This window comes from Leptothoe sp. ISB3NOV94-8A, from assembly GCF_043421595.1.
In the GTDB taxonomy this organism is placed as follows: Bacteria; Cyanobacteriota; Cyanobacteriia; order Phormidesmidales; family Phormidesmidaceae; genus Leptothoe; species Leptothoe turfae.
In genome coordinates this window covers 159,720-181,766 of record NZ_JAXSQW010000003.1, presented here as the reverse complement: position 1 = coordinate 181,766, position 22,047 = coordinate 159,720, and the positions used below count along the sequence as shown (strand labels likewise).

Sequence of the window (22,047 nt, the reverse complement as noted above, 5' to 3'; positions counted from 1 at the left end):
ACCAAAAATCCGGATTATCAGGAGCATGAATTATGGCCGATGTAGTGGTTGTAGGCTTTGGCTTCAGTGCGATTCCATTGATCCGCGAACTGATCTCCACAGGTATAGACTTTAGGATAATCTCGGCCGATGGCAACAGCGTCTGGGACCGTCTTAATAAGAGTGGAAGATTAGACTTTGATCTAGTTTCCAGTTACTTAACAAGCTTTTACTCGTTTGACCTCGTAGATGAATTCCAAAGGGATCATTACCCTTGTGCTACTCAGTATTATGAAATGCATCAGAAGTGGCAGAAGCACTACGGAGAAAGAGTTATCCGAGACATTGTGACCAGGGTCGATAACTTTGCCGATCACAGCGTTGTATATACCCAGAGTGGCACTACGATTAACGCACGGCATGTGGTCTTCGCAACTGGGTTTAGTCGAGCCATCTTTTCACACCTCACCACCACCGATTACAACGCGCCAAATAAGACGTTTGTGTTTGACACAATGGGAGATTCTGCCAACCTGATGATTTCCCATTTAATTCCCCATGATGCGAAGGTGATCATTCGCACGAATGGGTTTCACCCACGGGATAAGGTCGTGCCAGCGTTTGAAACGACCCACACCTTAGATCAACTGGAGTTTCAAAATTTTCGCTACTTCTCCAATCGTCATTACGCTGACATCGTTTACGGTGCAACCGCTGGTACTGGAATTCCTATTTTGATCGGCGATCAATTTCCAGTCAGCCTACGGGACGATAGTTGGAACACCAGCGAGTCACGTCCAGCCAGTGGTGCCGTTGCCATAAAATACTGGCCCATTGATGAATATTGCCGCAATTTTAGCGACAATTTGCCCGATGCATTTTCAAAGGGCTATTTTTTGAATGACATTTGCATGTGGTTGCATACGGGCCGAGCCATTGTTGTCCCCAAAGATACCCCAATCGATTTTGAAAAGAAAACGATTACCTACGCTGGGATTGAAAGAGCTTTCGATCATTACATCAAGGGCGATACGGAAGCACCAAGGCTGCCCACCATTATGGTTGACGGAGCAGACCCCTATCAATATCAATATCGCGATAACTTTATGGGAGTGATCCCAAAGACGCTGAACAATATCTACATGCTTGGCTATACGCGACCATACAGTGGGGGGTTAGCGAATATTATAGAAATGCAGGGATTGTTTATTCACAAGCTTGTTACTCAACCGGGTTTTCACTATCACATCCATCGCAATTTAGATGCTCGCATCGCAAGCTATAACAAGCATTATTTTGGTGATAGCGAGCCTCGTCGGCATGACCATCTGGTTTACTACGGCTTTTACAACGATGATGTGGCGAGATTGCTTGGTATTGATTACAAACCTCAAGATTGCAAATCGATACAGGACTTGATGTTCTACTATGCCTTCCCAAACAATGCGTTCAAGTATCGCCTGAGGGGAGAGTATGCGGTGACAGGTGTCGATAGATTAATTGGGAAAGTAAATCGGCAGTTCAAGAACTTTATCGTCAGCTTTGCCTATCTGTTGCAATGTAGCATCAAAGAACCTGACAAACGTCCGGCATGGCTGCACACCGTCAAACGGCACTTCTTTAATGACATGCGACATAAGGAACCTTATCGACCCTTTCTTGAGGAGTATATTCAGGTTTATCGCCAGTTCAAGCAGGTGCACATTGAGCCGATTGAAGATCCACAATGGAATGCCCTGGTAGCTAATGCCTGCCAGACCAGAGACGAGGCGATGTCACAAATCTCGTCCCCGTTGAATCATCAGATGGATGAGGATATTGCAAGTGAAATTCAGCTAATTCAGTCATGGCTTGATGATAATCAAGAATTAGACCAATTGAGATTTGACCCAACGCGCGCCTCAATTTTTGCCTCTATGGTGGAGCCACCAGATTACGAGATGTCATTTTTAGATTAAAGGAGCTATGCAGCCTTTATTTTTTAGACACTCGCTGCAAATACTGCCAATAGTAACTGTTCCACCGACACCGTTGGCTGAGCGAAGCGTCTCCTTCGGAGTTAGTCTCCTTCGGAGTTAGGCCAACACTCCTAGCCAGCATCCCCTTCGACTTCGCTCAGGGGACGCTTACCTACCAATAACCCTAAAGCTGTAGGTCTAATCTCTGTAGTAATTCGGGCGAGGGTTGGAAATCTAGAACCCGAAACTCCGGTTCGTTTATCATCTTCACCAGCAGGTTTTGCATGGCTTCACCAAACAATTCGATGGTGTGAGACGACAACAGGGTTTTGTCGTACAAAAGCTGCAGAGTTAGTTGTCCTGCCGTTTTCACTAGACATACGACCAAGGGGCCAACAGGGTCACGCTCCTCCAGCGGCATGTCAATCATTCGCTCGGCAAAGTCCGTTACCTGACAGAGGGCGTCTCGATCATTGCTGTCGATGGAGATACCACTCCACTTTCCTGAGCTACCCAACTGACCAATCACGTCCATGAAATCAAATCGCTTGTGCATCTGGAGTTCCAAGGATGTCTGGCTATAGCATGCAAAGACATCACGGAGCGTCATGGTTGATTGGATATCCAGCGTTAAGGGTGCCGATGATGAAAAGTCTCCGAAAACATTCTCAAACTCGTAGCGATCGCGCAAATTGTAAACCATTTGCACTACCATATTTTGCCCCGTCAGGCGGTACATGAGCACGCCAACCGCACAGGCGACCATTTGTGTCAGGGTGACCCTGAATCGTCGGGCACCGTCCAAGAGGTCTATCGAAGTATCGATGGTTAAGACACCAGCTTTCGGGGATACGCTTTCTAAATACTCCGCCCGGTCCCGCAACATTGGCCCATGGGCTTGTCTGTTCAGGTAGTCCTGCCAAAATTGCGTATTCTCGGCATTAGCCGACTCAAATAGAGAGAGCGAAAAGTGCGCATATTCAGCTCGCAGTGTGGGAGGTGTCCAATCTGCTCCTTCCACCAGAGCTCGATACCGCTGATACAGTTCCTGCTGAAGGAGGAATAACGTGAATCCATCGGCATGAAAATGATGCGTTTGGAAATAGATTGCCCCCAAATCCTTCCCGTTATGTACCACGAACAGGTCTAGCAAGGTTGTCTGAGCAGCATCAAACCCTGCACCAATCTGCTCTAGCTGAAATGTCTCTAGAGCGTCAAGGAAGGTTGCTTGATCTTCGACATCAGGCCAAAGCTCTTCCTGACAGTCGACTTCGTTTCTCTCGTACACAACTTGAACCCATTGCTCGCCTGCGCGTCGAATGCCAGTGCGTAAAATGGCATGATGTTGCGTCATCTCGTTGAAAGCCCGGCGGAGCAATTCCATATTGACAGGACTATCGATCCAAAATGCCTGGCCAATATTGAGAGCGGTCTTCCCGTGAACTTCAGAGGCATCCAGTGCAAATCGCTGCATTTGACTGGTCGGATAATAGCCAACACCTTCCGTGAGTAGCGACAGCAGTGAGCGAGGATGACTCAAGAGACTTTGAACCGACTCGCGCGTTTGCGTGCCCTTGAGGAACTCGAAGCATAGCCGTCCATTCACTGACCAGACACCGACCCCATGTTGTATTAAATGTTCTAACTGGGCCTCACCGTTGCCGGTGTTTATCACCTCCGTTCCAGGTGAAATCGCCAACTCTAGCCGCTCAATAAATGCCGGGCAAGGTCGCTCAATGCCCGAAGTCCGTAAGGGTGATAGGCTTGAGGGTACTTCGTCACCATTCCATTGAGATCCTGTCTGAATTGTCGCCGCCATTTCATCTAGGCTGCTATTCTGCAAAAGTGATGCATCGAAGTCCTCGCTAGAGAAGGCATTAATTCGATTTAGTAAACGCATGCCTATCAATGAGTCCACACCGTAAGCACTAAGCGGTTTTCCACTCTCAATCTCATCCGGTGACAGGCCGGTCAACTCACCCACAAAAACTTTTAGATGCTCAACAATCTCAGCTGTAGGCTTGGATTTTGTAATCTTCTGTACACCCTGGGATGTTTCGCCTGAGCCGGTGCCGGATACCCAACATCGACGTTTTTCAAATGGATATCCAGGTAGTGACAAGACAGCCTGCTCTGCCGCTGTAAAACAAGCTGACATGTCCAGGTTAACGCCTTTCGTATAGAGATCCGCCAGGACTATTAGGTCTTCTTCCGTTGGTTGCAACGGTGCCTGGAGGCCTTTAATGGTGGCAGCCGCAAGTGTGGACAAGGCAGGACTCAAAGGACTGGAGGCGTCCACCCTGCCAAGAAAGCCCTTTTCGATCGGATGGCCATCGCCGATGCGAGATAACTGTGTTCGCAACGTGGCAACATCGCTGACCACAATGGCACAGCGTTCCTCAAAGTGCGACCGGTACATCAATAGGTTTGCGGAGAGACGTTGCAAATCACAGTTCAGACCCTCTGAGAATGAATCCAGCCAATGCTGAAGATCGCAACATCGCTGCCGCAGGCCAGAAGCAGTGCGAGCAGACAACGGAATCAGCACAGGCCCACTGCGAACTGAAATTGGCTCTGCCGCCGCTGCCACCGCAGGAGATTCAGAAAGTACCAAATGCACGTTGGTTCCGGTGGCTCCAAACGAATTGATGGCTGCTCTGCGTAACTGCCCAGGTTCAACCTCCCAAGGGAGGGTTTCTTGGATAATCGAGAAGGGGCTATTCTCCAGGTCTAATGAGTCTGATGGTCTTCGCACGTTTGGCGTGCCTGGAATTCGCTGATACCGCATCGCGAGTAACGTCTTCATGAGGTGGCTCATGCCCGAAGCATGAAACGCATGCCCGACATTATTTTCTACCGTCCCCAGAACACAAGGCTGCTGGCGTTTCGTAGTAGCGCCTCCAAAAATACGAGTCAGAGCGTGAGCCTCAACTGTGTCCGCCAACGGCATACCGGACGCATTAGCCTCCATGAGCGTAACGGTTTGAGGATCAATGCCGAAGCGAGTATAGACGTCTTCCAATAAAGCCACCTCAGCATCTGCGTTTGGGGTAACCATGCCATTTGTCTTGCCATTATGGTTACTGCCCCAACCCTCAATTACACCGTGAATGCGGTCCCCATCAGCTAACGCGTCGGCCAACCGCTTCAAAACAACGACACTGACTGCTTCAGCGGGCATCATGCCGTTAGCCTGCGCGTCCAATGCGTGACCGGTCTCAGCCGCTGAAAGCAGCTCGATCTGACAAGCACTGATCAGAAGATTGGGGGTTGAGTGGAGCAATGCCCCGCCTGCGATCGCGGCTTCACATCGGTGCATCACCAGTTGATCGCAAGCTTGTGCAATCGCCAGGAGGGAAGAGGCGCAGCCAGCATCCACCGATTGGCAAGGTCCATTCAAGTCCAGACAGTGTGCAACTCGGGCTGGAACCTGGGAGAGGGTAACATGGGGCGAGAATCCCAAGACCTCTTTTAGCCGCAGCGAGTAATCACCGCCGTTGCCGCAAAACACACCCCATCGACACCCAGAAAGACTCTTGGGGTCAATACCGGCATCCTCAATCGCCCGCCATGATTCCTCCAGAAACAAACGTTCACATGGATCCATCGTCATCGCCTCTTTGGGCGAAATCTCAAAAAACAATGGATCGAAGCAGTCGATACCCTGCAGAAACCCTCCACGGCGCACGTAGGTTTTGTTGGGGTGCGGAGTCGAGTGATAAATCCCCTCCAAATCCCAATCTCGATCCCGTGGAAGGGGAGAGAATGCAGTTTCTCCCCTTTCAATCAGGTGCCAGAACGCATCCAGATCCGGTCCACCGGGAAACCGCCCTGACATGCCGACAATGGCAATATCGCTCGTCTGCTTATGGGAGGTTTCCAAACGATGATGCGCTGAGTTGACCGTAAAAGAATCTGGTGCCGCTGTCTCTGATTCATGGGACTGAACCACGCTGGGCTGCCCCAAAACAGCTGCATCGATAGGCTCTGTCTCGCGGCTGGTAACTGGCATTGGTTCGGCCAACGGTACGGGTGACGGGGACACCGAAGGGCTCAGGTCGCTTATTTCATTATCAAGGAATGCCGTAAACTTTCGAAGGGTTCCATGCTCATAGACGATTGCTGCCGCTATGTCCAAACCAAACTCTTGGTTGATATACCGAATCCATTCCGCCGCCACAATCGAATCAAGCCCCAAGTCCATGAATGGCTTGTCTAGCCCGATTTCATCCACTCCCATAAAGAGTGTTTCAGCCAGACTGGTCAGCAGCTTTTTCTGGAGGGATTCAAGCTCAGTCACTGAACGCTCCGATGGAGGTGCCACTGAACGTGGTGCCGCGACCGGCTCACTGATAGATTCAGCCGGTCTAATAGGTTCGGCATCATCGGTCGCCAACTGCTCGCTGGACACAACGTTCCTGGAGAATTGTGGATTAGTCGATAACGGCGTCAATTCGACGAGTTGATTAGGCTTGTTCGGCATCGCCGTCATGAAGCGGGACTCCATACCATCAAGGGTGGCCAATGGTTGGGAAAGTCCAGTCAACTCGGCCATTGGTGATGGTGCCGTTCGCGGTGGAATAGCGACTTGGGCGGCCATTGGCCATGGACCACCAGATGGAGTGCCGGGTCTTTCAACCCAATATCGACGGTGGGTAAAAGGGCTCGTCGGCAGGCTGATACGTCGGGGGCTTGGGCTGATGGCACGGTGGAGTCTAGTCCAGTCAAATTCATGTCCGCAAACCCAAAGTTGAAGGATTTCTTGCCCATCGCCCCCCCCAGCGAAGCGATCAACCATGGCGTTACTATCCGAATTTGATGACAAGGATTTGAAGCCATCCGACAATTGCTGATCGTCGCGGCCACGAAGCTGTCCCTCCACGGGCAAAGCACTATTGAGAAACATCTCAAGTTGGTCCCGTAACTCCCCCATGGAATCCACCACGAAACCTAAACGCTCCGTCATAGGTTCCCGTCCTACCTGTAGCGTGTAGGCGATGTCATGTAATTGAGTATCGGAGGCGCGTGATGGATCAGTCACAAAATCGCGTAGGTTGCGAGCCGCTTGGCGCAGTTGTTCCTCGCTTCTGGCCGAGAGCAAGATGAGGGCGCGTGGAGGCTGACCGGCCTTGAAATTCGCGTTCGGGGTATCCTCCAGCGGTTGCGAAATGGATACGTTGGGGGCTTCTTCGATTACCAGGTGGGCATTAGACCCGCCAGCACCAAAAGATGAGATGCCAGCAATGCGCTTCATCGGCCTGCCGTCAATATTGGCAGGCTGCCAATCGCGCAATTCCTGATTAACGACAAAGGGCGTGGATGCAAAATCGATATGGGGATTCAGGACACTGGAGTGAATCGACGGCACAATTTGTTGATGCTGCATTTGCAATAACACCTTGGTCAGGCCAGCAATACCCGCCGCCGCCTCGCAATGGCCAATGTTAGATTTTGCCGACCCGATCCAACATTGCCTATTGTTAGGCTCCAGACCAAATGCCTTGGTCAACCCTGCAATTTCAATTGGATCTCCAAGCTTAGTTCCGGTGCCATGGGCCTCAATGTAGCTAACGGCTCTGGGGTCAATGCCCGCTTCGTTTAGGGCTTGAACAATCACTCGCTTCTGCGCGTTAGGGTTCGGCACGCTATAGCCGTTGGTGCGACCACCGTGATTCAAAGCGCTGCCCTTGATCACGCCGTAAATGTGGTCTCCGTCGCGCTGGGCATCAGCCAAACGTTTCAACAATACGACGCCAACACCCTCACTGGGGATATAACCATCACCGCCCTCGCCAAAGCTTTCGCATCGACCCTGGGTGGAAATAAACTGACCGCCACTGAGCATCAGATACTTATTGGGATGGACGGTGAGATTGACCCCGCCAGCAATGCCCAGGTCAGTCCGACCTGACTTTAGATCCTGACAAGCCAGGTGCACACAAGTGAGTGAACTGGAACACATCGTGTCCACAATCATGCTGGGGCCGTTGAGATTAAGGACGTAGGAGACTCGATTGGCAATACTGGCCAAATTGCCCGCAAAAGCTGCGGGTTTACCGACCATCGTCGACTCTGCACCCAGCAACTGATATTCGCCATACATCGAACCGATATAGACACCGACCGGTGAAACCGTATCCTCACCAAGCTTTGCTTGAAGATCCTGGGGACGATATCCAGCATCCTCTAGTGCCTTCCAGGTCTCCTCTAGAATCAGCCGTTCCTGCGGATCGATGAATGGAGCAACCCTGGGCGAGATGTTGAAAAACTGGGGATCAAACTTGTCCACATCGTCGATGAACCCTCCCCATTTACTGCTGTGGCCAGCACCATTACCGGATTCGTCAGAGTAATAGTCCCTCCAGTTCCAACGGTCAGGCGGTACTTCTGTGATGCAATCGCGACCGTCCCGCAGATTGGCCCAGAACGCTTTCAAATCGGCTGCCATGGGATAACGCCCGGACAACCCAATAATAGCGATGTCAAGGGCACGGCTTGAAAGAGCTTCCTGAGGTTTAGTGTCCTGCACAGCGGAGCGATGCCGTCGAGTTCGCAACATACTGTTCGCTATGGGGACGGTTGTTGTCAGTGCTGTCAACGGCTCGGTAGTTGCCGCCTGTGTCCTGCCCTTTGCCATTCGGTCTCCGCGAATGACCGATGTCAGTTTTGCCCTATGGGTTTCAACAAAATATCGTGCCAGCGAACCAATGTTGTCATATTCGAAAAAGAGTGTCTTTGGTAATGATCCGAAGGTTTCCTCCAGTTGATTGGTCAGGTTCATCACCACAATCGAATCAATGCCAAATTGTGAAAATGACTCATCCGGACGTAAGCGATGGGGCGGTATATGGAGTGCGGAGGTAATCAATTGTCTTAAGTAATCGATGGCTACCGCTTCTGGCTCAGAATATTCATCGACCCTGGCTGTCGACCCATGGTCAACCTCAACCAAGGTCCTGTCGGGTTCAACAGAAACTTTAAGCAGCGATCGCAACCGTGACAGGTCGCCTGTTAATGGCATCATCTGGCCTTTGCCCGATGCCAATATGCATTCAAACGCCTCTAGCCCAACCACAGATGCCATGGAAGTTAATCCCAGCTTATCTGTCATCGTCGCTTGGGCAGCGGCGGCCATCTTCATGCCACCGTCCTGCCAAAGTGGCCAATCGATGCTGACGGTACGTCCACTCCGCTCACCGCGCTCAACACGCCCGTTGCGGAAATGGGCAAAGGTGTCTAAAAATGCGTTGGCCGTTGCGTAATCACTTTGGCCCGGATTGCCGAGTAATCCCGCACCCGCTGCAAACAGAGCAAAGAAATCCAGATCCAGTTGCCTCGTTGCCCGATCCAGATTCCAGGCTCCGGCAACCTTAGGGGACAGGACTTCTTGAAACTCATCAACCGGTTTCTGAAGTATGAACGCGTCCTGTAAAACCCCTGCCGCGTGAAGAATACCGTCGATTTTCACATAATCCCTGACGATCTCCTGGGCCAGGCGTTCAACGTCTGCTTCCAGGCTGATGTCGGCCTGCCGATAGTCCACACGGGCACCATTGGCATTCAAGGTTTCAAGCCATTCTCGTTGCTCGGCAGCCAAGGCTGATCGGCCTGTCAATATCAGCGTGACATCCTGCGTTTCGGTGGCAATATATTTGGCAAAGAGGCGTCCCAGACCGCCCATGCCCCCCGTGATCCAATAAACACCTCCAGATTTCCAGGGTACAGTCGATAGTTTTGTCGGCATCGGCGATGCAAATTCGCACCAATGTATCGTCCGCCGGACACCCCGCTCATATCGGATCCTGACATCCTCCAGACCAGTGGCATTCTCAGCCAAAATCTGCACCAACGTGTCTGCCGATGTTCGAACATCGACCTCAATCACTTGACCCGCAAACAGGGGATTCTCTAACCGAGCCGTGTGCAGCAAGCCCGCGAGTCCACTGAACAGGTTGCCTGTCCCTTTGGACGGAATCAAGATTTGCACTAGCACCCTACGGGTGGGTTTCTTAGCCAACAACTCCTGCGTTAAACGAAAGACTTGCGTAGAGACCCCTGCAAAAGCAGCTGCGACATCGTCTTGGTCAAACGGCAACTGTTGCCATGCAACCCCTGGTAACTTAGCGTGAACAACGTCGTCGGATAGCCCATCAACGCCATAGACCAGGAGATGACGGTGCTCAAAATTAGGTGAGGGATCCGCAGCCATAACGGATTGCTCGCGCCATTCAGGATAGGCAAGCAGCAGGCTACTCGCTGCGTCTGGGTGAGAAGAACCGGATGGTAATGGGCGAAATGTGAATCCTTTCATGCGAATGCACACCTGCCCATGGGCATCGCACAGCTCGAAATCAAGTTTCTGCCCTCCTGCTGACGGGGATGTCGCTTCACTCACCTGAATCCAGACCCACATGTCGTTCACCCATGGGGCGAAGATCTGCAATTCATCCAGGGCAAACGGTACGGTTGCCGCCAGGTTGTCAGCGACAACCGTCTGCCCCCCCTGTAGTGCCAAGCCAATCGCCGCCTGGAGCGCGCCGTCTAAGAGACTGGGATGCAGTAGATAGGCGTCGCTGGTTGCTAATGCCGCATCAGGCAGTTGCAGCCATGCCAACACGTGCTTGCTGTCAGCAAACAGTTCCACCAGGCTTTGATGGGATGGTCCGTAGTTCACCCCCATGGATTGGAATGTGGCATAGCACTGGGCGGCATCGAATCGCGGCGCGTTAACAACTGCCGCCTTGAGCCTATCCAAGTCCAGCACAGGCGTCTCAGATTCCATCTTCACAGCCTGGAGCATGGCAACCCCCTGGCCATGCAGCACAGGAGAATCATCCGTCAATGACGAGTAGATTTCGAACCGTACCTTGCCCTCCCCTTCATCCAAAAGGCCGACATGCAAAGTTTGTGGACGCTCCGCCACAACAATTGGTCGAGCCCAAACAACATGGTTGATCGACCGAACTGACAAACCTTCACATGGGCCGCTGATCTGCTCCACCGCCGCCCGTGCCATTTCCAAACAGGCTACGCCCGGCAGGAGCTTTTGACCGCCCACAACATGGTCTGCGACATAGGGCGCGTCGGCTAAGAACACTGAACTGAAGCGTAATCCATCCAGGTCCGACGTATTCTGATGAAGCAGGGGATGCAGGGGCTGCACACTCTGTCGTTCATTAGCTTTGGAGACACCCACGCGAATCCAATAGGGTTCCTGCTGAAATGGATAGGTGGGCAATACGACCCGGTTTGGACGGGGATGCCCATAGAGCTGCTCCCAGTCTATGGGCATCCCCTTGACCCACAAATCCAGAAGTTTAGACAGCTTTCGCTTGCTGTGCCAAGCTCGGATCATCTCCTGGGCGTCCTCGTCATGGGCAAGTCGTGTCAAACTATCGTGGCCGCGAGCGACACAGTCACGCACGCAGTCCTTCACCTGATCTGGCCCGACAGCAAGAAAGCCCTGGAGCTTTTCGATCAGCTCGTGCCTGGTGCGGGCAATAAAACCAACCCGCTCCTCCATCGGATCACGCCCCGTTTGCAGCGTGAAGGCGATATCGCGTAACGCCGGAAACTCAGAAGCATCAGCCCGACTCAAAAAGTGCAACAACTTTTCGACATAGGCGGAGAGACTGTCCTCCGTTTTGGCAGAAAGGACGATGATCACAGGATCGTTGTTGTCGTCGTCGTTAGCGATCGCAACTCTGTTGGGGGGCTCAGCCAGGATCACGTGGGCGTTAGAACCACCCGCTCCAAACGACGAGATGCCAGCCACATAGGGATATTCTTTCAATGGACCATCGAGCCTTAACTGGGGCCGTTCCCATGGCTCCGGCTGCACCTGCACCTTAAACGGAGTCTTTGGAAATGGGATCTTAGGATTCAAGGTTTCTGCATGCAAACTGGGCGTCAGTTCGCCGTGTCGCATCTGCAGAACCACCTTGGTTAACGCTGCAATCCCGGCAGCGGCCTCCAAGTGACCGATGTTTGACTTAACCGAACCCAAGGCACAGTAACCGGTGTCTGTAGTATCCGTTTGAAACGCCTGGGTCAGGCCGGTCACCTCAATGGGATCGCCCAACTCCGTACCCGTGCCATGGGCCTCCACATAACTGACGCTGCGAGCATCAATACCAGCATTGTCCAGCGCCTGTCTGATCAGCTCGCTTTGGGCTTTGGGGTTGGGGACGGTATAGCCATTGGTCTTACCGCCATGATTAACCTGGGTGGCCCGAATGACGGCATGAATAGGATCGCCGTCCGCTAGAGCATCAGACAAGGGTTTCAACAATACTACGCCGACGCCTTCGCCTGGAACAAAACCATTGCTGCCGTCTCCAAAACTTCGACATTGCCCAGTTTTAGACAGCATATATTGGGCACATAGACCCACGTAGGAGGACGGATGGAGATACAGATTAACGCCACCTGCCAGAGCCATGGCACAATCCCCCTGACGCAAGTGCTGACAGGCCTCATGGATGGCAGTCAGAGAGGAGGAACACATCGTGTCGATCGGCATACTGGGGCCGTGGAGATTCAGCAAATACGAGACGCGATTGGCAACTGAACCGAACGATGTATTGGGCACTGCGGTTTCCCCCTGGTTTGCCCAATCCCGTGCATATCGATCAAATCCTGTCTTGGTAATGCCAGCAAACACACCAACATTGCCATCCACGGTCTGGGCCAGTCTTGCTCGTGAGTACCCTGCCGATTCGACCGCCTCCCAGGCCGCCTGCAAAAATAGACGTTCCTGGGGATCTATGCCCATTGCTTCGAGGGGCGAGATGTTGAAGAACAGCGGATCGAAGTCGGCGAACCCGTTTAAAAATCCCCCCCATTTGCTGTAGCTCAGGCCCTGGGCCACCGCCTGCTGTGGATCCGGATGGTAAAACCCGTCCAGGGACCAGCGTTCCTCGGGAATTTCAGTGATACAGTCTTTGCCGGTTTTCAAGTTCTCCCAATAAGTGTCAAGGGAATCAGCTTGGGGATAACGACCGCTGATGCCAATGATGGCGATCGGCTCCTGAATCGACTGACGGGGGCCATTGCCTACAAGTGAGGAATCTGCGTTGTTGCCGACTCGGTTCACATCCTCAGCCGAAGGTCCGACGTCCTTGGCATTACGGGTTGTGGTTGGTCGAGTCACAGGTGCCATTACCGTGTCCAAACCTGTCCAGCGGATACAGTCCAGGCGAAACGTATCGACTAAATGATCGGTAAGATCCCGCAGATTACGGATCTCAAAGAGTAAGGTCTGGGAAACCTCTGGGAAAACACGCCCCAGTTTCAGGTTGAGTTGGGTCACCAGAATTGAATCGATGCCGTAACTTTCAAGCGGTTCATACTCATCAATCCGGTCTTTAGCAAGATTGATGGTTTCACCCAGCAGAGATTTCACCTGATCTAATGTGCGATCGCAAAGTTCCTGTTCGTCCACAGCCGCCGCTGATTCCAGGACATCATTGGCGGACTGTTTTGAATTCCCTGACAAGATGACCTGACGGAGACGCTTTGTTTCTCCGGACAGAATCATGACCTGGGTAAGTCCACTGGCAATTATTTGATAAAAGGCTTTCAGACCCGCGTCGCTCTCCAAAGGGATAGATCCCGTCCTTTCATGCATGGCTGCCAAAGTGGCATCATCCACCCTCATCCCCCCGGAATTCCAGAGGGGCCAATTGACAGAAACGATCCGGGTCGGGCGAGCATTCGCTCCATGCTGGAGCCCATGCCCATGGGCAAACGCATCCATAAAGGCATTAGCAGCAGCATAGTCTGCCTGACCCAGGTTACCGGTTACCCCAGAGCAAGACGAGAAAAGAACAATCAGCTTGGGAGCTAACTCTCGGGAAGCACGCTCCAACAGCACGGTCCCCTCCACTTTGGCTGCCAAAACAGTTTTGAATTCGGCAGTTGTTTTTTTCGTTACAAAGTTGTCACGAATCATGCCAGCGGCATGCAACACGCCATCCAACCGTCCAAAATCACGTCGAATGCTTTTCATTAAGTCTGTTACGGCAGTCTCGTCTGCCACATCGACCTGCCGATAGTCCACACGGGCACCTGCAGTTGACAGCCGGTCCAACCGAGCTTGCATTGGATCATTGAGCACCGACCGACCGACCAGAATGATACTGGGAGTCGCAACCCTGGAAACGATTTCCTCAGCAAACAACGCGGCCAGTTCTCCAGCACCGCCAGTAATTAGGTAAACGCCCTCATCCTGCCAGCATCGTGATGGCTCCTCAGACACATCAGTCAGCTCTTCGAAGGTGAGCACCATGCGGTTGCCATCGACATAGCGGATCCGTACATCCTCTGCTTGCGCATGATTTTCCAACAAGGTGGTCACCGGATCGCCATCTGGCTGTAATTCGATCACCTGACCAAACATGGCAGGATTTTCAAGGGTCGCCGTTTGCAGCAGTCCTGCAAGACCGGCCAAAATCTGCCCCTCACCCTGGCTGTCAATCAGCACCTGGACCAAGGTTTTACCCTCAGCTTTTTCAAGCAGTAGGGACTTGATGGTTTCAAACACCTGGCAACTGACATCCCCAAAGCGGACCGCAATGTCAGTCGCATCACAGTGTAAAACAGTGCAACGCGCCCCCGGTAAACCAGACTCAATAGCCGCCGCCTGGGACTCAAAACTGCCACACAGCAAGATCACATGGCGGATAAAGGGTTCAGTAGTGTTTTCAGTAGTATGCTCATCGACAGAAACCGCCGCCGCTTTCCACACTGGTCGACACAACAACGTCGAAGAGGCCAGAGAAGGAGTCAGCCCTGAGCTTGCAAGTATAGGGAGCACCCTTGAGGTGCTAACGGTTTCATCCCCTGGCATGGCAACAGTAGGCTGCCGCCAATAATGCTCCCGTGCAAAGGGATACGTCGGCAGGGAAACACGGCGTCGCTGTTTCCCTGTGTGTAGGCATTGCCAATCGATGTCAAGGCCATCGACCCAGAGTTCCATCAGTTTGGCATAATCCTCCTGTGCCATCCATTTTGCGACCAATTCTTGCATGGCACCGTCGGCAGCAAGCCGTGACAACGCATCCTGATCACGTTGCAGATGCCCTCGGAAAAGCCCAACCACATCGTCTCCGGAAAGGTAGCGTTGAAGCATTGTCTTCAGCGCCGCCTCTGATTTGGCAACGAAGGCTAAACGTTCAGTCATCGCAGCACGACCGATTTGGAGCGTATACGCCAGGTCGTGCAAACTGCACCCGGACGCCTTGAATTGGCTGTCCATGTAGTGCAGTAAATTCTCGCCGATTGCCCTGAGCCGATCGCGATTCTTGGCTGATAGCAGAATGACAGCTGGTGCCAGGGGTGCGTTGGTTGTGTCCTTTTGGAAAGACGGCACATACTCTTCGAACACCACATGAGCATTCGTGCCGCTGAATCCAAACCCGCTCACCGCAGCGCGACGCACTTCACCGTCCTTAATCTCCCAATTCCGACAGGAGGTATTCACGTAAAACGGAGAATTTTCCAGATCGATGTGCTCATTAAGTGCTTCGAAATGTATGGTCGGAGGGAGTTTTCGGTATTTCAAAGCCAGTATCGATTTGATCGCACCAGCAATACCCGCGGCTGCAAGTAGATGACCAACGTTGCTTTTAACCGAGCCGAGAGCACAATAACGCTTGCGACTCGTGTAGTCTTGGAAAGACTTTTTCAAACCCGCCACTTCAATCGGGTCGCCCAGTTTCGTCCCGGTACCATGGGCTTCGACCATTTGAATACTGTCGGGATTGAGTCCAAAGCGATCGTAAACGTATTTTTCCAACCTGGTTTGGGCATCGCCATTGGGCGCAGTGATTCCATTAGTTTTTCCGTCCTGGTTCACACCCCAACCCCGGATCACACCGTCGATGCGGTCCCCGTCCCTTTCGGCGTCCTCCAGACGTTTCAACAGAATAACGCCGACTCCTTCACCCGGCACAAAGCCGTTGGCCCGCTGGTCAAAGGTGAAACAGCGTCCATCCGGCGAGAGCATGCCAGCCTTGCTGGTCATAATGTGCATCATAGGTCCAGCCATGATGGCAACACCGCCCGCAAAGGCAAGATCGCTGTTGCCAAGGGTCAGACTATCGCAGGCTGAGGCAATGGCAACCAGCGATGACGAACAGGCCGTATCCATGGCCACGCAAGGCCCCTGCAAATTCAACACATAGGAAATGCGGGCCGCCAGAATCGACATGGATCCTCCCATCAGAGTAGACGCGTCCCTTTCTGCGCCCTCGAAACCCAGACCATAGTCGCCAGGTCCACACCCCGCAAAGACTCCACACTTGCTGCCCGCCAACTTTAACGGATCGTAACCGGCATCTTCGATGCAACTCCAACAGCTTTGCAGGAAGAGACGTTGCTGTGGATCCATTGCCTCCGCTTCCATGGGAGAAATGTTAAAGAAAAGTGGATCAAACTTGTCCACATCTTCCAACATGCCCATCCATTTGGAATAGGTTTTTCCGGGTACCTCTGGGTTGAGGTCGTAATACGACTCAAGCGGCCAACGAGTCGGCGGCACCTCCGAGATACAGTCTTTACCTTCGAGCAAGTTATTCCAAAATGTAGTGATGTCGCGGGCCATTGGAAACTGACCGGCCATGCCAATCACCGCGATGTCGTGACGCGTTAGCTCACGGTCTCGGGAAACTGTTTGAGATCGCGCCGTTGTTTCGAACCCACCCATTTGTTCGGTATCCGCAGATACCCGAGGAGTTTCAACAGTGGCGGTGCTAACCGCAGAGGGCTGGGGCTGGGGCAGATGCCTGTTATCCGGCAATCTGTTATCCGGCAAGAAGAGCCCGAGCTTGTTACCCTCATGCCGCACATATCTTGCCAGTTCATTGATTGTGGGGTGGTTGTAAATCTCCGTGGCGGGGATGGACAGTCCATAACGCTGATTGACTTCGCGCATCCAGGTCACACTGTTGATAGAGTCAAGCCCCATTTCAATGAACGCTACGTCATTTTTTATCTTGCCTAATGCCATGTGCAATTCGGCGGCCAGGGTTTCGCGTAGGGTATGAACAATGGTGCGTAAGATTTCGCTGCGTAAGACCTCGTCACCCATTGCAGAGGTTTCGGCAGCCTGGTAGTCGGACTGTGCCTCAGTCTGCTCCATTTGGGTTGCCATGGGGGTGGATGGACCACCATACAAGGTCTCAATTCTTGCACGCACCTCCTGGCTCCCCACAAAGGTTTGCTCATGCATGGCAAGTTCTGCGGCGTAGATCGATTCCAGGCGTTGCCTCAATACACGAACGCGCGTCTGCTTCCAGTCCATCAATGTTTGGCGGGAAGCAGACGCTAGATGATGCGCCGCCGCCATAGCACCCGCCAACACGTCTGAACGTGGAAGCACAGGCATGGTAATACCGCGACGCTTCAACTCATGGCCTTTAAATTCCCTAGCACCAAACAGTATTTCCCCCCCGAGATCATGCCCGAACTGATGCGGGATAATCAGGGTTGAACCGGCACCGGGCGTAAATCCATATTGCATGTAGGGACTGTGATAAACACTTTCAGCGCTAAACACGGCCCCATCGCAGAACATCCCCAGCGCCCATCCAGCACCGATACCATGGCCTTGCATCGCAGCAATCACCGGAATGTTGCATTCCAGCGGTAGACTGGTAACCCGTGAGTCAGTGAAACGCGCCCGTCCTGCCTGAATCGCCAGCAGTGCCTCACGCGTGCCACCACAAGCAAAGTAATGGCCATACCCGGTCAGCACAACCACCTTGATTGAGAAAGTCTTTTCAACCCATGCAAAGGCCTCAGTAAGACCTTGGGCAAGGGCTTCAGTAAATGTATTCTTGCTGTCTCTGTCATCCATCGTCAGGACAGCCACGCCGTCAGAAAAAATCTCTAATTTGACAACCTTGGACTGAAGATTCACGATTTCAGGGGCTGCCATCTCGGGTGTTGCGGTTGCCTTGAATGCCGACTGCAACAGTGCTTCGGACGCTTCAGAGTCTAAGGGTAAATCAGCATCTTCTACCCTCGTTATGGCAGTGACCGTTCGATCAAATGTAGCTGCAATGGGGCGGGAGAGATGCCGCTTCAACAAGGTTAGAGATTGGCGCGGGGCACCTGCCATTCGATGGGCAAGATCCAAGGCAAACTCATCAATGTCATGACGAGGCAATACCAGGCAACCAATACCAAGGTCGTACAGTTCGCCACCTGTGGAACGATTGCTGGGTTGAATCAGGGCCTTAGCGATCGCAGGGCCGAAGCGCTCTGTTAGAAAATCCATAGCTGCTTGGGAGACGGATGCTTCGGTACCGGGCTCAAACAATTGCAATCCGCTCTCTTCACCGCAGATCATCAAGTCGCAAAGTGCTCCTACCATTAATCCTGCCCCAGAGGCTGAGCCCTTCATGACCGCGATGATCGGTACCTGCTGATCGAGCGTCAACCGGCCAAGTTGTTGGTCAAAGGGCGAAACTGCCGCCGAGGGGGCACTGGTCAAGAAGCCATCGTCATTGCCCCGCAGCAATACCACATTTACATCTGCCCGGTCACATGCGATCGCTAATGCTTGTGCCAATTCATCGAGCAATGCCTGGGTCAATTGATTACAACCGTCGTGGCTATCGATTAGAACCGACACCACACCGGCTCCGTGCTCCTCTGTATTCACACTGAATAGCGACGGCTGCTTGAACGACTGCTGCTGCATCCACCAGTTCATGGGTGGATGCAACAGCCTTGGTACCTTGGCCACAGCCGGGACAGGAAACGCACTAGGCATGATGGTTGGATCGCCCAAGGCCACCAGGCGAGGTGGCTTAGCCAAAATCGTTGCAGGCGGGGGTGTCCCATCACCTATCAATGGACGGCTCCCAGCATGAACGCTTGCAGTTGGCTCTGGAGATGCTGGCACCCAATACCTTTCCTTGGCAAATGGATAGGTCGGTAAACTGACATGTCGACACTGTTTGGGTTGCGGCCAAATGAGGTCCCAATCAAATACGAGCCCCGTCACCCAAAGTTCCAGCAACAACGAATAATCACCAACGTTTGATTGGGCCTCAATGCGCTGGAGCGTCTCCTGGTCAGGTTGAAACAATGCCAGTCGACCACGCTGGCGCTGAACTCGACCGCGAAATGTCCTCGACCCTGCAGCCTCATTTTCAAGAAACTGGGTCAGCTTCTCAATCAACTCGTCAAGGGATGACACCACCCATGCCAAACGCTCTTGCATGGCTTCACGCCCAACTTGCAGGGTATGGGCAAAATCTTTTAAAGAAGGTAGCGTTTGCGAGCCCGACGTCAAAAAAGCACGGAGATTTTCCACCACATCACGCAGACGATCTTCATCCCTCGCCGACAGGACCACGGGAGTTGGCAAGCTAATATCTGATGATTTAGGAGAGGGATTAGCCTGAACATATTCTTCGATCACAACGTGGGCGTTGGTGCCGCTGAAGCCGAATGAACTCACCGCACCCCGTCTGGGATGATCTGCAAGCGCGCTCCAATCTTTCAACTCTGTGTTTACATAGAAGGGAGAATTCTCAAAATCACAGTGCGCATTGGCATGCTTGAAGTGCAAACTAGGCACCAGTTGCTGGTGTTTCAGCGACAATAACACCTTGTGAATACCGGCCATGCCCGCCGCCGCCGAGGTATGACCTATGTTGCTTTTGACCGATCCTAGAGCGCAATAATGTTGTTGATCAGTCTTTTCATGAAACACTTTGGTTAGGGCTTCGAATTCGATCGGATCCCCCAATTGGGTACCGGTGCCATGGGTCTCTACATAGCTAATTGTGGCTGGATCGATTTGAAACCGATCATAAACAGTGCGTTCCAGTTCGATCTGGCTCTGAACACTGGGGGCAGTAATGCCGTTGGTGCGGCCATCCTGATTAATACCTGAACCAATGATCACGCCATGGATACCATCGCCATCGCGCTCTGCGTCTTCAAGCCGCTTTAATACCACAAGCCCCGCCCCTTCACCGGGAACAAAACCGTTGGCCGAAGTATCAAATGACTTGCACTGACCATCCGGAGACAGCATTCCCGCCGCGCACATGCCAACGTAAGACGCTGGAGTCAGATAAAGGGTGACACCACCTACCAGGGCCATGTCAATCTCACCGCTACGCAACGCCTGACAAGCCAAATGGACGGCCACCAGAGATGACGAACAGGCGGTGTCAATAGGGATCGCCGGTCCTTTTAGATTCAAATGATACGGTATCCGGGCAGCGGCAATGGAATAACTGTTGCCCGTATTCAGCCCTCCAACCTGTTGCTGAGACAGCAAGTGGACGTACTCGCTGTTCATGATTCCCATATAGACACCGCACTTTTTGCCATCCAGCGCCTGAGGACTGTAGCCAGCATCTTCGAACGCCCTGTAGGCCTCCTCAAGAAAGATCCGATGCTGTGGGTCCATCAGTTCTGCCTCGGCGGGCGGAATCATGAAAAACGACGTGTCAAAGCAATCAATATCCGCTAAAACACCCAGCCATTTACAATAAATCTTGCCAGGTTTGGCAGGATCGGGATCGTAATACTCGTTTACGTCCCAGCGATCCTTCGGGATCTCTGCCACAGAGTTTCGCCCCTGTTTCAGATTGTCCCAAAACTGTTGAAGATCGGCGGCACCTGGATACCTTCCGGACATCCCAACAATGGCAATACCTTCAGCTACAGGGGGGTGATTTTCGGTCTGAGTGAGGGGCTGTTGAGTCTGCTCATCGAAGTGCCGTGTTGGTTGTATTGCCTGCGAAGTAACAACAGTATCAGCTGATGATGCGATCGCAGAGGTGAAAGTGTGCAACTGGGTCGGGAGCTTTCCTTGAAGTTCCGTGCCCAGGTAATCTGCGAATTGAACAATGGTTGGGTAATCGTAGGTCCGAGTTGCTGGAATCTTGAGCCCATATTGTTGATTGACCGTTTGAATCCATTCCACATTGATAATTGAGTCAAGCCCCATTTCACTAAAGGGCTCATCAAGGTCCACATCCTCCTTGTCCATGTAGAGGGCAGCAGCGAGACTTTCTCGCAGGCTTTCCTGTAACACATCCGGGGAACCCAATGCCTCTGATTGATTACCCTTTAGGTGGCCATTCGATTCCTCAGTGTTGCTGTTGGCGCGTATGTCACGTCGAGCCTCTTCCAGGCTGAGATCACCATCTTGCAGGGACTGTAGGATGTGTTTCAAGCTCATGGTTTAACAAGTTCTAATGCGGCCAGGTCAAGTTTTTCAATCAGGCGTTCAGCTTCTGAGACCTCCAATTCACCACGCTGAACGTGCTGAAGAACTTCGTCCAAAGAAGTTGATTTTGCAGGTGCAGACTCCTTGTCTTGATTTTGCGGAGGGGACTGCTGCTCCAGGGTGTCGGCAAGAAAGTTAGCGAAAGCAAGAATATTGGGATAGTCGTAGACTTTAGTAGCCGGAATCTTAACGTCAAAACGTCGATTGACTGCCTGAATCCACTCGACACCGATCACCGAATCCATGCCCATATTTGTAAACGACTCATCGGTCGAAACATCGCTCACACCCATGTAGAGAATCTCGGCTAACATATCCACCAGCACATCAACAATTGACTCGATTAAGCCTGACGGCGAGGCTAATTTGAGCTGAGGGTTCACACTGGGTTGGGCCACTTCAGATAGCTCAGTTTTGACAATCGATGGCAGATTCTGACTAAAGACCGTTTCAGATGATGGTGGGGAGAGGGTAATGTCCTGCAGCTGCGTTAGTAGCTGCACACCGTTGTCAGCTGCTGATTTATTTCCGCCCTCATTTTTCTTAGCGAACCAGAATCGTTTCCGATCGAATGGATAGGTGGGTAAGCTGATGCGTTCCGGCGTAATGTCTCCGTGGAGTTGTGACCAGTCGGGGTCGGCCCCCTCCATCCAGGCAGCCAGCCAGCTTTCAGGGGTGTCCTCGGGACCAGGCTGCCGGTTTGCGCCCCCCCGATGAACCCGACTATGGTAATAGGTCTCGGCCTTTTCACCTGCCAAAAATGATGTGAGCGTCTCAACGGTCTCGTTCAGGTCAGCGGCCACGAAACCCAACCGCTCTGCCATCGCCTCCCGCCCAGTTTGTAGCGTC

General features: G+C 52.5%; 3 protein-coding genes (1 of these 3 cut by a window edge). 1 reads left to right on the top strand and 2 read right to left on the bottom strand.

Annotated features, from left to right (window positions below):
• Positions 1–32 precede the first annotated feature (32 nt).
• Entirely contained in the window at positions 33–1,937 is a 1,905-nt protein-coding gene (locus SPB21_RS32925) for an NAD(P)/FAD-dependent oxidoreductase (RefSeq protein WP_163699976.1), read from the top strand.
• 184 nt (positions 1,938–2,121) lie between these two features.
• Here the strand turns inward: SPB21_RS32925 and SPB21_RS32920 are convergent, their stop codons facing one another.
• Positions 2,122–21,150 carry an SDR family NAD(P)-dependent oxidoreductase gene (locus SPB21_RS32920; protein ID WP_499869265.1) on the bottom strand — a complete coding sequence of 6,343 codons (19,029 nt, stop codon included), beginning with the start codon at positions 21,148–21,150 and terminating at the stop codon, positions 2,122–2,124.
• Positions 21,147–22,047: the 3' portion of an SDR family NAD(P)-dependent oxidoreductase gene (locus SPB21_RS32915; RefSeq protein ID WP_499869263.1), read on the bottom strand. It continues 12,299 nt past the right edge of the window; 901 of the gene's 13,200 nt are visible here — the last part of the coding sequence; its start codon lies beyond the right edge, outside the window; its stop codon occupies positions 21,147–21,149. Before SPB21_RS32915 ends, SPB21_RS32920 begins: the two co-directional genes overlap by 4 nt.

Bases quoted from the DNA above. Each gene is read 5' to 3' on its own strand.
- SPB21_RS32925 (WP_163699976.1), top strand. From the start codon at position 33: ATGGCCGATGTAGTGGTTGTAGGCTTTGGCTTCAGTGCGATTCCATTG.
- SPB21_RS32920 (WP_499869265.1), bottom strand. From the start codon at position 21,150: ATGAGCTTGAAACACATCCTACAGTCCCTGCAAGATGGTGATCTCAGC.